Below are 14585 nucleotides of genomic sequence, written 5' to 3'. Positions count from 1 at the left end.
AAGCACGCACCCTACAGCGGCGCGCGGGCGATCCGCAGCAGCGCGTCGCAATCGGCGTGTTCTTCCAGATGGTCCGCCAGCGCGTCCAGTGCGGCCTCGACCCCTTCCGCATAGGCGATCCCGCCCCCGGACGCGCCCAGCCCCTGCAGGAACGCCGCGCGGAACCCGTCGCCCGAGAACAGCCCGTGCAGGTAGCTGCCCATCACCCGCCCGTCGGCGCTGATCGCGCCTTCGGGCTGGTCGCCCACCCTAAACAGAGGCCGGGCGCGGTCGGGGCCGTCGGTCACGCCGATATGGATCTCGTAGCCCTGCGCCGCGGTGCCCGAGGCGGCATGGACCGCGTCGGTCAGCGTCACGCGCTTGTCTCCCTGCATCACCGTGTCGACCGCCAAGAGGCCCAGCCCCTCGACGCTGCCGGCCGGGCCTTCGATCCCGTCGGGATCGGCGATCCGGCGGCCCAGCATCTGGTATCCGCCGCACAGACCCAGCACCCGCGCGCCCCGGCGCAGGGCGGCGCGGATGTCGATATCCCAGCCCTGCGCGCGCAGATGGGCCAGATCCGCGATCGTCGATTTCGAGCCGGGGATCAGGATCAGGTCTGCCTCGACCGGCAGGGGATGCCCCGGCGCGATCACCTCGACCGAGACGCCGGGTTCGGCCATCAGGGGATCGAGATCGTCGAAATTGGCGATCCGGTTGAGTTGTGGCACGACGATGCGGAAATTGCCCGCGCCGCCCTTTCGGCGCAGGTCTGCGGCATCCTCGGCGGGCAGGCGGTGGGCCTGGGGGAACCATGGCAGCACGCCCAGCCCGGTCCAGCCGGTGCGCCGGGCGATCAGGGCGTAGCCGTCGTCGAAAAGCCGGGGGTCGCCGCGGAACTTGTTGATCAGGAAGCCCTTGATCAGCGCGTTGTCATCGGGGTCCAGCACCGATTGCGTGCCGACGATCTGCGCGATCACCCCGCCGCGGTCGATATCGCCCGCCAGCACGACGGGCACGCGCGCCGCCTGCGCGAAGCCCATATTGGCGATGTCGCCCGCGCGCAGATTAACCTCGGCGGGCGAGCCCGCGCCTTCGACGATGACCAGATCGGCCTCGGCTTTCAGGCGCGCGAAACTGTCGAGCACCGCGCCCATGAGCTGCGGCTTCAGCGCGGCGTAATCGCGGGCGCGGGCGGTCGTCAGGCGCTTGCCCTGCACCACGACCTGCGCCCCGGTCTCGGATTCGGGTTTCAGCAGGACCGGGTTCATGTGCACCGAGGGCGGCACCCCGCAGGCCATCGCCTGCAGCGCCTGCGCGCGTCCGATCTCGGACCCGTCGGGGGTGACGGCGGCGTTGTTGGACATGTTCTGCGGCTTGAAGGGGCGCACGGTCAGGCCCCGGCGCGCAAAGACCCGGCAGAAGCCCGCGACCAGGAGCGACTTGCCCACATTCGAGCCCGCGCCCTGGATCATCACTGTTGCGGTCATGGCGTCACCCCGGTGGTTCCTGCGGTGGTTCTTGCGGTGGTTTTGCCCGTGTTAGCCGGGCCAAAGAAGGGGGGCCAGCCCCCCTCGGCGCTTGCGCGCCTCACCCCCCGGGATATTTTCGGAACGAAGAGGGATCAGGCGATGGTCAGGCTCAGCGGGGGCAGCGACAGGCCATCAATCTCGGTGGTCCAGCTTTCGCCCGGGGCGATGGGCAGCGCGTCGGTCAGGGTGCCGGTCGAGACGATCCAGCCCGCCTGTAGCCGGTCGGCGCCGCGCCGGGTCACGAGGTCGCGCAGGGCTGCGAGGGGGCCGGTGCCCAACACGTTCGCCCCCCGGCCCCGCGCCACCGTTTCGCCGTCGCGGATCAGGCGGATGTCGAACGTGGCCAGGGCGGCCAGCGCATCCCGGGTTGCGCGCGCGAAATCGCCGGTGACGAGCGCGCCGTGCAGCGCGCCCGCCGCGACCGTGTCGGCGGCACGGAAGCGCCAGCCCGGGAAGGGGCTGGTGACGATCTCGAACCCGCGCGCGAGGGCGCCGATGCAGGCCGTCAGGCTTTCGTCATCCATCTCGGGCGAAGGCGAGGCATCGAGGCGCAGCACGATCTCGGGTTCGATCCTGGGTTCCAGGAAATCCGCGGCGGCGACGGGGCCGGAGCGCCAGGTCGTGTCGAAGACCGGGCCGTGGATCGGGGCGTGGACGTTGTAGAGGTCCCAGATCGTGGTGTTGGTGAAGCCGGTCTTCACGCCGACGACGCGCGCGCCCCGGCGCAGGCGGCTCTGCGTGAGGTCGGCCTGTGCGGCATAGGCACGGGCCAGGTCGAAGCCGGGATCGCTGTCGGTGATCGGCGCCATCGGCTGGCGATGGTCGAAGGCCTGCAGGATGGCATCGGCGACGGTGATCATGCCCGGCCCCCGTCCATGCGCAGCGCCATGTCCAGCATCCGGCACGAAAAGCCCCATTCGTTGTCGTACCAGCCGAAGACGCGGATCAGGCCGACCCCGGTGACGCGGGTTTCGGGCAGGGCCATGACGATGGATTCGGGCCGTGCGCGCAGGTCGGACGACACGAGCGGTTTCTCGGTCCAGCCGACCACGCCCCCGGCATGGCGCAGCACGTCGTTGACCGCTTCGACGCCGATGCGCCGGTCGGGGAGGATGCAAAGATCGACTGCCGAGACGCTGGCCGTGGGCACCCGTACCGCCGCGCATTCGATCACGCCGGCGAGTTCGGGCAGGACCCGGTCCAGAAGACGACCCGCGCTGGTCGTGGTGGGGACCATCGACAGGGCGGCGGCGCGGTTGCGGGCCATGTCGGGCGAGCGGGGCGCGTCGATGGTGGGTTGCGAGCCGGTATAGCAATGGATGGTGGTCATCCAGCCCGCCTTGATCCCGAAAGCTTCGTTCAGCACGCGCGCCAGCGGGGCCAGGGCGTTGGTGGTGCAGGACGCGTTCGAGACGATACGCATTCCGGGCAGCAAGAGCCCGTCATTGGCGCCCAGGACCAGCGTCGTGTCGGCGCTGTCGGAGGGCCCCGAGATCAGCACCTTGCCCGCGCCCGCTGCCAGCCCGCGCTCGGCAAAGGCGCGGCTGTCCGCTTTGCCCGTGCATTCGAGCACGAGGTCGATGGACGACAGGTCCATCGCCGAGATATCGGCGTGCTGGGACAGCGACAGGTCGTGGCCCTGCACGATCAGCCTGTCGTCCTGCAGCGAGACGCCGTCGAGCGGGCCGAACACGCTGTCGAATTCCAGCAGATAGGCGCAGGTCTCGGGCGGGGCGATGTCGTTGACGGCGACGATCTCGATCCCGGGCCAGCGACCGCTGAGCCACGCGCGCAGCACCGTGCGGCCGATGCGTCCGAAACCGTTGATCATAACGCGCATGAAAGCCCTCCGTGGTGCCGGGTCCCTGATCTTGAACCCTGAAATCCGACTCCGTTGCTAGGCCTCTTTTGATCAAATCTCAACCGGGCGCGGCGTTGGAGGGGGACAGGGCGATCGGAACGGGCTTACCATCTTCCGCTTCCATGCCAGGGGCAAGGGACGCCGGGCGTGCAGCGTTAAATCCGATGAAAAGAATCGGGATTGACTCTCCTGAGTAGTTTTGTCAGGAATTGGGTCATGGAACAGGAGCCCGATATGTCCCTTTACTCACAGCCAGATTTCACCCGGTCGAGCCCGGTCATGCGCAACGACCTTCCTCTCCATTCGGCCCGTGCGCTGACGCAGGGTGGCACGCAGGCTCAGATCGAACTGGACGGCAAGGTCTACGATCTGCGGATCACCCGCGCGGGCAAGCTGATCCTGACCAAGTAAGGTCAGATCCTGATCCAGCGCAGGCCGACCCGCGCCATCAGCACGGCCAGAATGATCCGTGCCAGATGGTGCAGGGTGACGTAAACGGCGCTGACCTGCAGCGACAGGGCGACAAGGGCCATTTCGCTGACCCCGCCGGGGGCAAAGGCCAAGATCACCGCCGAGACGGGCTCGTCCACCGGGCCCGCGGCCAGCATGGCGATAGCACCGGCGATCAGCAGCATGGCGCCGATATGGACCAGCGACAGGCGCAATGCCTTGCCGGCCTGTCCCCGGGTGAAGCCGGCAAGCCGCGCGCCCAGAGACGTCCCCATGATCCATTGCGTGACCAGCACCGCCCAGATGGGCGGGGCTGCCTCGGTCAGGCCCAGCGCATGCGCGGCGCCGCTCAGCAGAAGCGGGCCCGACAGCATCGCGGCGGGAAAGCGCAGCAGGTGGGCAACCGCCCAGCCGACCGCGCCCAGCGCGAAAAGCACCGCCACATCGACCGAGGTCAGCGGCGCCCGCGCGCCCAGCGACACGCCGGTCGACGACCCGACGGCATGGCCTTCGATGATGGAAAAGGCGATGGGGATCAGCACGATGCACAGGATCAGCCGCAGGAATTGCAGCATGATCAGCATCTGCATGTCGGCGCCCGATTTCTCGCCCATGTCGAGCGCCTCGATGAACCCGCCGGGCATCGCCGCGAAATACGACGTCGCGGGGGACAGCCCGCCCAGCTTGCCGAAGATGAAATATCCCAGTACCTGCACGCCCGGCACGAAGACTGCCAGCGCCACCAGCGTGATCCACCAGTTCATCGCCTGTGTGGCGAAGTCGGGCGGGAAGGCCGCGCCGATCGACACGCCGATGACCGGCACGAAGGCGGTCCGCCATTTCTGCGGCACCGCCAGCGCGTGATTCGAGACGCGGAGTCCCAGCGCGGAGGCCCCCGTCACCGCCACCATCGCCCCCATCAGCATCGCCAGCGGCAGACCCAGCGCATTCGCGGCGAGTCCGCCGATCCCCCCGAGGGCGAAGGTGACAAGGATGGCAAGCGGGGGGATGCCGGAAAGCAGGCGGGTCAGGCTGGGCATTCGGTCCTGTTCAGAGGCAGGGCGGGACGGTCACATCTGGCCCCCCGCGATTTCAAGGGTCTGGCCGTTGACGCTGCCCGAGTTCGGACCGACCAGCCATTCCGCGGCCGCTGCGACCTCGGCCGGAGTGATCAGGCGTTTGTGGCGGTTGGACTTGACCATCATCGCGCGCGCCTGCTCGGCGTCGATCCCGGCGCGGGCAGAGATGGATTCGGTGTTGCGCGCGACGATATCGGTATCGACATAGCCGGGGCAGATCGCGTTGAAGGTCAGCTCAGAGCCCATGTATTCCTCGGACAGGCCGCGCATGAGCCCGATCATGCCATGCTTGGACGCGGTATAGGCGGGGGCGCCCTTCAGGCCCTTGAGACCGGCGATGGACGACATGAAGATAGTCCGCCCCCAGCCCTCGGCCAGCATCCCGCCCAGACATTCGCGCACGGTCAGATAGGCGCCGTCCAGATTGATGGCCATCATGTTGCGCCAGAAGGCCATGTCCATCTTGCCCATCGACTTGCCTTCGGCGATGCCGGCATTGGCGACGCAGATCGTGACCGGGCCGCGCGCGGCGATGGCCTCGGCGATGCCCTGGACGACGCTGGCTTCCTGCGCCACGTCCATCACCAGCGGATGCAGGCCGGGCGTTCCCGCGGCCGCATTGTCGAGCACGTCGCCGCGCCGGCCGGTGATCGTGACCTTCGCGCCCCGGGATGCGAGCATCTGCGCGATGGCCAGCCCGATCCCCGTGCCGCCGCCGGTGACAAGCGCGTGCCGGCCCTCAAGATCTGTCGTCATGGTATCCTCCCTTGTGTCGCGGCGAGACTAGACCGCGCCCGATGAGAGGAAAAGCGCCCTGCATCCTGACGTTGCGCTCTCAGCCGCGCTGGGGCGATGCCGGGTAGGTGCCCAGGATGCTCAGCCGCGTGGTGAAATACTTCAGCTCGTCAAGTGCAAGCTTCACGTTGGCGTCGTCGGGATGCCCTTCGATATCGGCGTAGAACTGCGTCGCGGTGAAGGATCCGTCGACCATGTAGCTTTCCAGCTTGGTCATGTTGACACCGTTCGTGGCGAAACCGCCCATCGCCTTGTACAGGGCCGCCGGGATGTTGCGGACCTGAAACACGAAGGTCGTGACCATGCCGTGATCGCCGCGCCGGGTCAGATCGGGTTCGGGCGCCATCAGCAGGAACCGGGTGGTGTTGTGGTGATTGTCCTCGATATCCGAGGCCAGCACATCCAGCCCGTAGATCTGCGCCGCAAGCTCGCTGGCCAGCACGCCTTCATGCGGGGTCCGCTGTTCGGCGAGCTCCGCCGCCGCGCCGGCGCTGTCGGCGGCGGCCTCGGCGCTGATGCCGTGGCTTTTCAGGAAGCCGCGCGCCTGCGGGATCAGCACCAGGTGGGCGCGGACATGGCGGATGTCCTCGAGCCGCGAGCCGGGAAGCCCCATCAGCGCGATGCGGACCCGGACGAATGCCTCGTCTATGATATGCAGCCCGCTTTCCGGCAGCAGGCGGTGGATATCGGCCACGCGCCCGTAGGTCGAATTCTCGACCGGCAGCATCGCCAGATCGGCGCGGCCTTCACGCACCGAGTCGATGACCTCTTCGAATGTCCGGCACGGCACCGCTTCGAAATCGGGGCGCGAGGCCGCGCAGGCCTCGTGCGAATAGGCACCCGGTTCGCCCTGAAAAGCGATGCGTTTGGTCATCATGGCCTCCTGCCGAAAAATACGGCCCCTGCAGTGAATTGTCGCGGTAAGTAGCGCTTGAATTGGTCGAGGGGAAGCGGGTAGAAGGGCGCGACTTCTCTGCAGGAACGGGATGCGACATGTTCGATACCATGGTTCTTACGAAGGCGGTCGGGGCGATCTGCGCCACGTTCCTGTTCTTCCTTGTCGGCAAGTGGATTGCCGAAACTGTTTACATGCCGGGCCATGACGAGGCCCATGCGCATGCTGTCTACCCGCTGCCCCCCGAAGAGGGTGCCGAGCCTGCCAGCGAAGAGCCGGCCGAGGAAATCGACGTGATGGCGCTTTACGCCGAAGCCGATGCCAGCGCTGGTGAAAGCCTGTGGCGCAACTGCCGCTCGTGCCACTCGCTGGAAGGCGCCAACGGCACCGGCCCGCATCTGGACGGCGTTGTCGGCCGTGCGATCGACGCGGTCGAAGGCTTCAACTATTCGGGCGCGCTGGAACAGCTGGGCACGACCTGGGATGTCGAAACCCTGTTCACCTTCCTTGCCGATCCGCGCGGCACCGCGCCGGGGACCCGCATGTCGTTCCGCGGCCTGCCCGATCCCGAGGATCGCGTGAACCTGATCAAGTATCTGGAAGAGCATCCCGCCTGATCGGGCCACGATGCCGGGCCGTTTCCGGCCTTTCGTTCAGACGCCTAGCGTTTCAAGGGCCGCCGCATCCGCGCGCGGCCCTTTGTCATGGGGGATTTCAGGCGCGCCCCGCGATACTCACGCAATCGCCACTTGCAACCGTCGCCCGGGCTGGATTTACCTGTGGAAAGCCTATCTGACCCGCGAGAAGTCAGACGCAAGCAGGAGAGCCGCATGACCCGATCCGCCGCCCGCGCCCAGACCTATGACCCGATGCCCCTGATCCGATGCCTGATCGGCGGCGCGGCTCTGGCCCTCGGGGGGATGGTGGTCGCGGGACAGGCTGTGGGGCAGGAATCGGGCGACAGGCCCGCGCAGCCCGACCTGATCCGGACCTATGCCTATTCGTTCTACGGCGATCTCAGCTATCCGGCGGATTTCCCGCATTTCACCTACGTCAACCCGGATGCGCCGGTGGGGGGCGAGTATTCCGAACATGCATCGGGAACCTTCGATTCCCTCAACCCCTACAGCCGTCGTGGCCGGGCGGGGCGCTATAGCCAGTCGATCTATGAAAGCCTGCTGGAAACCGGCGGGCCGTTCGGGGACGCGGCCCCGGCGGATGCCTATGGCGAATATTACTGCCTGCTCTGCGAAAGCCTTGAATACCCCGAAAGCAAGGACTGGGTGATCTTCCACCTGCGCCCCGAGGCCCGGTTCAGCGACGGCACCCCGGTCACCGCGCAGGACGTCGTGTTCACCCATAACCTGTTTCTGGAACAGGGCCTGCCGTCCTATGCGTCCGGCGTCCGCCAGCGCGTCGTCAATGCTGAGGCGATCGACGACCTGACCGTGCGCTTCGAGTTCGCCGAGGGGATCTCGCGCCGCTCGCTGATCGATCAGGTCGGATCGACGCCCGTCTTCTCGCGCGCGTGGTACGAGGAAACCGGCGCCCGGCTGGATGAGCCGCGTTTCGAAATCTCGCCCGGATCGGGCCCCTACATGCTGGACAGCTACGAGGTGAACCGCCGCATCGTCTATCGGCGCAATCCCGATTACTGGGGATGGGACCTGCCGCAAAACCAGGGCCGCCACAATTACGAGACGATCCGCGTCGAGTATTTCTCGGACGATGCCGCGGCCTTCGAGGCGTTCAAGACCGGCGAATACCTGTTCCGCACCGAGGGCAATTCGCGCCAATGGGCGATTTCCTACGATTTCCCGGCGGTCGAGCGGGGCTGGATCACCCGCGAGGAAGTGCCCGACGGGACGCCGCCGCAGCCCACGGGCTTCGTCTTCAACCTTGCCCGCCCGCAGCTTCAGGATCCCCGCGTGCGCGAAGCGATCACGCTGGCCTATAACTTCGAATGGACGAACCAGCAGCTGCAATACGGGCTGATGGCGCGGCGCTATTCGTTCAGTCAGGGCACCGCGCTGGAAGCGACCGGTGTGCCCGAGGGCGACGAGCTGGCGCTTCTGGAATCGCTGGGCGATCTGGTGCCGCCCGAGCTTTTGACCGAGGAAGCCTATATCCCGCCCGAAGCCTCGGCCGACGCGCTGCAGGACCGCCGCAACCTGCGCCGCGCCAACCGGCTCTTGCAGGAGGCGGGCTGGATCGTCGGCGAAGACGGTGTGCGCCGCAACGAGGCAGGCGAGCCCATGCGCATCGAATTTCCCTATTCGACCGCCGGTTCGGCCACGGGCGAGGCGATCATCGAAAGCTTCCTTGAAAACCTGCAGGCCATGGGCATTCAGGCCGTGGGTCAGCGGATCGACCCGTCGCAATACACGTTGCGCCAGCGCGACCGCGATTACGACATGATCTTCGATGCCTATGTCGCGTTTCTCGATACCGGGACCGGCCTGATGCAGCGCTTCGGGTCCGAGGCGGCGGATTATTCGCTGTTCAACCCTGCCGGGCTGGCCAGTCCGCTGGTCGACCGGATCATCGACATCTCGCTCATGGCCGAGACGCCGGAAGAACGCGACACCGCGCTCAGGGCGCTGGACCGCGTGCTGCGCCATGAGCGGTTCATGGTCCCGCTGTGGTACAGCCCCAACCAGTGGTTCGCCTACTGGGATGTCTATCGCCACCCCGAGGAATTCCCGTTCCTGTCGGCCGGCGTCATGGACTGGTGGTGGTTCGATGCCGAGCGCATGGCCGAACTGCGCGCCGAAGGCGCCTTGTAAGGGCCGCCACAAACCATGGGCGCCTATATCCTTCGACGGCTTCTGCTGGTGATTCCCACGCTGATCGGCGTGATGGTCATCAACTTCGTGCTGGTGCAGTTCGTGCCCGGCGGCCCGATCGAGCAGGTCATCGCCACGATGCAGGGCGAAGGCGACGTGACGCGCGGCTTTTCGGGCGCGGGCGACGACGTGGCGCGTTCCGGGGGCGGGGCGAGCGACCGCTATATCGGCGCGCGGGGCCTGCCGCCCGAATTCATCGAACAGCTCGAGCGGGAGTTCGGCTTCGACAAGCCGCCGCTCGAGCGGTTCATCGACATGATGGTGAATTATTTCCAGTTCGACTTCGGCACCAGTTACTTCACGTCGAAAACGGTGATCGAGCTGGTGGTCGAACGGATGCCGGTGTCGATCTCGCTGGGGCTCTGGTCCACGCTGATCGCCTATATCGTGTCGATCCCGCTGGGGGTGCGAAAGGCGGTAAAGGACGGCACGCCCTTTGACACCTGGACGTCGGGCGTGATCATCGTGGGCTACGCGATCCCCGCCTTCCTGTTCGCGATCCTTTTGCTGGTCCTGTTCGCCGGGGGCTCTTATTTCCAGTGGTTCCCCTCGCGCGGCATCCATTCCGAGCGCGAGGTTTGGGAACAGCTCAGTGTCGGCGGCAAGATCCTTGACTACGCGCATCACATGGTCCTGCCGACGCTGGCGCTGACGATTTCCAGCTTCGCCACGCTGACGCTTCTGACCAAGAACTCGTTCCTTGACGAGCTGCGCAAGCAATACGTGATGACCGCCCGCGCCAAGGGGCTGGTCGAGCGCAAGGTGCTGTATGGTCACGTGTTCCGCAACGCGATGCTGATCGTGATCGCGGGTTTCCCGGCGGTGTTCATCGGCGCGTTCTTCGGCGGGTCGCTGATCATCGAGCAGGTCTTCTCGCTCGACGGGCTGGGGCGGCTGTTCTTCGAGGCGGCGTTGCAGCGCGATTACCCGGTGATCTTCGGCACGCTGTTCATCTTCACGCTGATGGGGCTGATCGTCGGCATCGTCTCGGACCTGATGTATGTCTGGATCGACCCGCGCATCGATTTCGAAACGCGGGAGGGCTGAGCCATGGCCCTCTCACCGCTGAATCAGCGTCGCTGGCGCAATTTCAAATCCAATCGCCGGGCCTATTGGTCGCTCTGGATCTTCCTGATCCTGTACGGGATCACCCTGTTTTCCGAGTTTCTGGCCAACGATGTCCCCATCGCCGTCAGCTATCGCGGCGAGATCCAGTACCCGATCTTCCAGTTCTATCCCGAAACCGCCTATGGCGGCGAATTCCGCACGCAGGCCGATTACCGCATCCCCGAGGTGCAATGCCTGATCGAGACCGGCGGCGTGGAATGGTGTCTCGACGATCCCGAGGACGCGCTGGAACAGGCCGCCGCGACCGGCATGGTCGAGGGCGAAGAGGTCTACGAGGGCTGGCTGCTCTGGCCGCCGATCCCCTATTCCTATGACACGATCAACAATATCGGCGGCCCGGCACCCTCGGCCCCCGATGCCGATCACTGGTTGGGCACCGATGCCGCCGCGCGCGACGTACTGGCGCGGGTGATCTACGGCTTCCGCCTGTCGGTGACCTTTGCCTTCGTCGTCGTCGCGATCTCGTCGCTGATCGGCATCGTGGCGGGCGCGGTTCAGGGCTTTTTCGGCGGCCTGACCGACCTGATCGCGCAGCGCCTGATCGAGCTGTGGGGCTCGGTGCCGTCGCTCTATGTCATCATCATCGTCGCCGCCATCATCCCGATGAATTTCTGGCTGCTGGTGGTGTTGATGGTGCTGTTTTCATGGACCGCTCTGGTGGGCGTCGTGCGGGCCGAGTTCCTGCGCGCGCGCAATTTCGAATATGTCCGCGCCGCAAGGGCGCTGGGCGTGTCGAATGCCCGCATCATGTTTCGCCACCTGTTGCCCAACGCCATGGTCGCGACGGTGACCATGCTGCCCTTCATCGTCACCGGGGCGATCGCCACGCTGGCGACGCTGGACTTTCTGGGCTTCGGTCTGCCCGCCTCGGCGCCGTCGCTGGGGAACCTGACGTTGCAGGCGCGCCAGAACCTGCAGGCGCCGTGGCTGGGCTTCACCGCCTTCCTGACCTTCGCGCTGATGCTCAGCCTTCTGGTCTTCGTCTTCGAAGGCATCCGCGACGCTTTCGACCCACGAAAGACCTTTCGATGACGCTGCTGAAAGTAACCGATCTGGGCGTCGCCTTCCGGCAGGGCGGCCATGAAATCCAAGCGGTGCGCGGCGTGTCCTTCGACATCGCCGAGGGCGAGACCGTCGCGCTGGTGGGCGAATCCGGGTCGGGCAAGTCGGTGACCGCGCTCAGCACCGTGGGCCTGCTGAGCGACGCCGCGCGGCTGAGCGGCTCGATCACCTTCGAGGGCGCCGAGATGGTGGGCGCCCCGGCCTCGGAACTGCGGCGGGTGCGCGGCAACGATATCAGCTTCATATTCCAGGAGCCGATGACCTCTCTCAACCCGCTGCACACGGTCGAGAAACAGATCACCGAGGCGCTGGAACTGCATCAGGCGGTCAGCGGCGACGATGCCCGCGCCCGCGCGCTGGAGCTTCTGGAAAAGGTCGGCATCCGCGAGGCCGAGACGCGGCTGAAAAGCTATCCGCACCAGCTGTCGGGCGGGCAGCGTCAGCGGGTGATGATCGCCATGGCGCTGGCCAACGGGCCGAAGCTTCTGGTGGCGGATGAACCGACGACGGCGCTGGACGTGACGATCCAGGCGCAGATCCTGGAATTGCTGGCCGAGTTGAAGCGCGCCGAGCGCATGTCGATGCTGTTCATCACCCACGATCTGAACATCGTCCGCCGCGTGGCCGACCGGGTCTGCGTGATGCAGAACGGCGAAATTGTCGAACATGGTCCGACCGAGCAGGTCTTCAACGCGCCGTCGCACCCCTATACGCGCAAGCTGCTCGAGGCCGAACCCTCGGGCGCGCCCGCGCCGGTGCCGCAAGGGGCCGCCGAGATCCTGCGCACCGAGGATCTGCGCATCTGGTTCCCGATCCAGCGCGGTTTCCTGCGCAAGACCGTGGGGCATGTGAAGGCCGTGAACGAGGCCTCGCTCAGCCTGCGGGCGGGCGAGACGCTGGGCATCGTGGGTGAATCGGGCTCGGGCAAGACGACGCTGGCGCTGGCCATCGCGCGGCTGACCCGGTCCGAGGGCAGGATCGTGTTCATGGGGCGCGACATCTCGTCCTCGGGCGACAAGCGGTCGGGACGCGCGGCGCTGCGCGCGCTCAGGCGGGAAATGCAGATCGTGTTCCAGGACCCGTTCGGCAGCCTGTCGCCGCGCATGACGATCGAAGAGATCATCGCCGAGGGGCTGGGCGTGCACGGCGTGCCGACCGGCGGCTCCGAACGCGAGGCGGTCGCGGCTATCATGACAGAGGTCGGGCTGGATCCGTCGATGATGGATCGCTATCCGCACGAGTTCTCCGGCGGGCAGCGCCAGCGTATCGCCATCGCCCGCGCGATGATCCTGCAGCCCAAGCTGGTGATCCTGGACGAGCCGACCTCGGCGCTGGATATGACCGTGCAGGTGCAGATCGTCGAGCTTCTTCGGGAATTGCAGAAAAAACACGACCTGGCCTATCTGTTCATCAGCCACGACCTGCGGGTGGTACGGGCGATGTCGCATCAGATCCTTGTGCTGAAGCAGGGCGATGTGCTGGAATACGGGCCAGCCGCGCAGGTTTTCGACGCGCCGCGCAGCGACTATACCCGCGCGCTTCTGGCCGCGGCGTTCGATCTGAAGACGATAGGGCGGTCCGGAGCGGAAGAGACGTGAAAATCCTGTTCGTCCACCAGAATTTTCCGGGCCAGTTTCTGCACCTGGCGCCGGCCCTGGTGGAACGCGGGCACGATGTCACGGCGCTCACGGACGAAACCAACGCGCGCCAATCCTCGATCACCACGTTTCGCTATCGCAAGCCCGATCCGCGCCCCGATCCGAAGATCGCACAGCTGGGCACCACCTATTGCGAGATGACCAGCCGCGCCTACCGCGTCTCGCGCGCGGCGCGCGTTCTGCGCGATCAGCACGGTTATGTCCCCGACGTGATCTTCGGCCATGGCGGCTGGGGCGAGACCTTGTTCCTGTCCGAAATCTGGCCCGACGCCCGGCTTCTGGTTTACGGCGAGCTGTATTACGCGCCGCACGGGCTGGATGTGGGATTCGATCCCGAATTCGCCTCGGACAATCCGGAAAAGCCGCTTTCGGTTATCGCCCGGCAGGGGCACCAGGCGCTGATGATGACCCAGGCCCATGCCGCGCTGTCCCCGACCGAGTTTCAGGCCGACACCTTTCCCGTCTGTTTTCGCGACAAGATCACCATCATCCATGACGGTATCGATACCGACCGCGTCCGCCCGGATCGTGCGGCCCGCGTAACCCTGCCTTCGGGGGTCGGGTTTCGCGCGGGGGACGAATTGCTGACCTTCATCAACCGCAACCTGGAACCCTATCGCGGCTATCATTCCTTCATGCGGGCGCTGCCCTCGGTTCTGGAAGCCCGGCCCAACGCGCAGGTGGTGATCATCGGCGGCGACGATGTAAGCTACGGTGCCCGTCCGCCCGAGGGTCAGAGCTGGAAAGAGCTGTTTCTGGACGAGGTCCGCGACCGGCTGGACATGAGCCGCGTGCATTTCACCGGCAAGGTGCCCTATGCCAGCTTCCTGTCCTTGATGCAGTGCACACGGGTCCATTGTTACCTGACGGTGCCCTTCGTTCTGTCCTGGTCAATGCTGGAAGCGATGAGCGCGGGCGCTCTGGTCGTGGGGTCGCGCACGGCGCCGGTGGAAGAGATCATCGAGGACGGCGCGACCGGGCGGCTGGTCGATTTCTTCGACAGCGACGAGATCGCCGACGCGCTGATCGACGCGCTCGCCCGGCCCGAAGCCTATCGCCACATGCGCGAGGCCGCCCGGGCGCATATCGTCGAGAATTACGACCTGCGGCGCGTGTGTCTGCCGCGGCTGATCGATTTTGTCGAATCCGCCTGACGGGACAGTCTGCGTGGGCCCGGGCGGGCACCGTTCCGAAAGCCTATGAATAACAGCGCCTTGCAACCGCACCAACGCGGGTTTTTCGGGCTGTCCCGGGCGTGGTCGACGGATGGAAAAAGTGCCGTAGCGGCATTCCCGCTGGA

The 14585-nt window shown here is 66.2% G+C and carries 13 protein-coding genes; 7 read left to right on the top strand and 6 right to left on the bottom strand.

Going from position 1 to position 14585, the window contains the following annotated elements; genetic code table 11:
- Nucleotides 1-11: 11 nt before the first annotated feature.
- The 3 genes from C4N9_RS00960 to C4N9_RS00950 form a co-directional block, all read right to left on the bottom strand.
- Entirely contained in the window at nt 12-1469 is a 1458-nt protein-coding gene (locus C4N9_RS00960) for a cobyric acid synthase (protein ID WP_109531416.1), read from the bottom strand.
- Between the two features lie 134 nt (nt 1470-1603).
- Nucleotides 1604-2371 carry a 2-keto-4-pentenoate hydratase gene (locus C4N9_RS00955; RefSeq protein ID WP_109531415.1) on the bottom strand — a complete coding sequence of 256 codons (768 nt, stop codon included), beginning with the start codon at nt 2369-2371 and terminating at the stop codon, nt 1604-1606.
- Nucleotides 2368-3351 carry a type I glyceraldehyde-3-phosphate dehydrogenase gene (locus tag C4N9_RS00950; RefSeq protein WP_109531414.1) on the bottom strand — a complete coding sequence of 328 codons (984 nt, stop codon included), beginning with the start codon at nt 3349-3351 and terminating at the stop codon, nt 2368-2370. Before C4N9_RS00950 ends, C4N9_RS00955 begins: the two co-directional genes overlap by 4 nt.
- A 300-nt stretch (nt 3352-3651) precedes the next feature.
- Between C4N9_RS00950 and hemP the strand changes: the two genes are divergently transcribed.
- Nucleotides 3652-3783 carry a hemin uptake protein HemP gene (gene hemP, locus C4N9_RS00945; protein WP_245902431.1) on the top strand — a complete coding sequence of 44 codons (132 nt, stop codon included), beginning with the start codon at nt 3652-3654 and terminating at the stop codon, nt 3781-3783.
- Between the two features lie 2 nt (nt 3784-3785).
- Here the strand turns inward: hemP and C4N9_RS00940 are convergent, their stop codons facing one another.
- The 3 genes from C4N9_RS00940 to C4N9_RS00930 all read right to left on the bottom strand — a co-directional run bounded on the left by C4N9_RS00940 (nt 3786) and on the right by C4N9_RS00930 (nt 6570).
- On the bottom strand, nt 3786-4862 hold the full coding sequence (locus tag C4N9_RS00940; RefSeq protein ID WP_109531413.1) for an AbrB family transcriptional regulator: 1077 nt from the start codon (nt 4860-4862) through the stop codon (nt 3786-3788).
- 30 nt (nt 4863-4892) lie between these two features.
- On the bottom strand, nt 4893-5657 hold the full coding sequence (locus tag C4N9_RS00935) for an SDR family NAD(P)-dependent oxidoreductase (protein WP_109531412.1): 765 nt from the start codon (nt 5655-5657) through the stop codon (nt 4893-4895).
- 79 nt (nt 5658-5736) lie between these two features.
- Nucleotides 5737-6570: a prephenate dehydratase gene (locus tag C4N9_RS00930; protein WP_109531734.1), complete on the bottom strand. Its 834-nt coding sequence runs from the start codon at nt 6568-6570 to the stop codon at nt 5737-5739.
- Between the two features lie 119 nt (nt 6571-6689).
- Between C4N9_RS00930 and C4N9_RS00925 the strand changes: the two genes are divergently transcribed.
- The 6 genes from C4N9_RS00925 (at nt 6690) to C4N9_RS00900 (ending at nt 14439) form a co-directional block, all read left to right on the top strand.
- Nucleotides 6690-7208, top strand: coding sequence for a c-type cytochrome (locus C4N9_RS00925; RefSeq protein WP_109531411.1), 519 nt, complete (start codon nt 6690-6692; stop codon nt 7206-7208).
- A gap of 213 nt (nt 7209-7421) precedes the next feature.
- Nucleotides 7422-9377: an extracellular solute-binding protein gene (locus C4N9_RS00920; RefSeq protein ID WP_109531410.1), complete on the top strand. Its 1956-nt coding sequence runs from the start codon at nt 7422-7424 to the stop codon at nt 9375-9377.
- A gap of 15 nt (nt 9378-9392) precedes the next feature.
- Nucleotides 9393-10484, top strand: coding sequence for a microcin C ABC transporter permease YejB (locus C4N9_RS00915; protein ID WP_109531409.1), 1092 nt, complete (start codon nt 9393-9395; stop codon nt 10482-10484).
- A 3-nt stretch (nt 10485-10487) separates the two neighbouring features.
- Nucleotides 10488-11597, top strand: a complete 1110-nt coding sequence (locus tag C4N9_RS00910) for an ABC transporter permease (protein ID WP_109531408.1) — start codon at nt 10488-10490, stop codon at nt 11595-11597.
- Complete coding sequence (locus C4N9_RS00905; RefSeq protein ID WP_109531407.1) at nt 11594-13225, top strand: ABC transporter ATP-binding protein; 1632 nt, start codon at nt 11594-11596, stop codon at nt 13223-13225. Before C4N9_RS00910 ends, C4N9_RS00905 begins: the two co-directional genes overlap by 4 nt.
- Nucleotides 13222-14439 (top strand): glycosyltransferase, encoded by a 1218-nt coding sequence (locus tag C4N9_RS00900; protein WP_109531406.1) that lies wholly within the window; start codon nt 13222-13224, stop codon nt 14437-14439. Before C4N9_RS00905 ends, C4N9_RS00900 begins: the two co-directional genes overlap by 4 nt.
- Nucleotides 14440-14585: the final 146 nt, after the last annotated feature.

The sequence above is a fragment of the Pararhodobacter marinus genome (genome assembly GCF_003122215.1).
In the GTDB taxonomy this organism is placed as follows: Bacteria; Pseudomonadota; Alphaproteobacteria; order Rhodobacterales; family Rhodobacteraceae; genus Pararhodobacter; species Pararhodobacter marinus.
Note: the sequence above shows the minus strand (reverse complement) of the source record. Positions and strands in the feature narration are given on the sequence as shown.

Coding starts and splice junctions, on each gene's coding strand:
- C4N9_RS00930 (WP_109531734.1), bottom strand. CDS start 6,570: ATGACCAAACGCATCGCTTTTCAGGGCGAACCGGGTGCCTATTCGCAC.
- C4N9_RS00925 (WP_109531411.1), top strand. CDS start 6,690: ATGTTCGATACCATGGTTCTTACGAAGGCGGTCGGGGCGATCTGCGCC.
- C4N9_RS00920 (WP_109531410.1), top strand. CDS start 7,422: ATGACCCGATCCGCCGCCCGCGCCCAGACCTATGACCCGATGCCCCTG.
- C4N9_RS00940 (WP_109531413.1), bottom strand. CDS start 4,862: ATGCCCAGCCTGACCCGCCTGCTTTCCGGCATCCCCCCGCTTGCCATC.
- C4N9_RS00960 (WP_109531416.1), bottom strand. CDS start 1,469: ATGACCGCAACAGTGATGATCCAGGGCGCGGGCTCGAATGTGGGCAAG.
- C4N9_RS00950 (WP_109531414.1), bottom strand. CDS start 3,351: ATGCGCGTTATGATCAACGGTTTCGGACGCATCGGCCGCACGGTGCTG.
- C4N9_RS00955 (WP_109531415.1), bottom strand. CDS start 2,371: ATGATCACCGTCGCCGATGCCATCCTGCAGGCCTTCGACCATCGCCAG.
- C4N9_RS00935 (WP_109531412.1), bottom strand. CDS start 5,657: ATGACGACAGATCTTGAGGGCCGGCACGCGCTTGTCACCGGCGGCGGC.
- C4N9_RS00910 (WP_109531408.1), top strand. CDS start 10,488: ATGGCCCTCTCACCGCTGAATCAGCGTCGCTGGCGCAATTTCAAATCC.
- hemP (WP_245902431.1), top strand. CDS start 3,652: ATGCGCAACGACCTTCCTCTCCATTCGGCCCGTGCGCTGACGCAGGGT.
- C4N9_RS00915 (WP_109531409.1), top strand. CDS start 9,393: ATGGGCGCCTATATCCTTCGACGGCTTCTGCTGGTGATTCCCACGCTG.
- C4N9_RS00905 (WP_109531407.1), top strand. CDS start 11,594: ATGACGCTGCTGAAAGTAACCGATCTGGGCGTCGCCTTCCGGCAGGGC.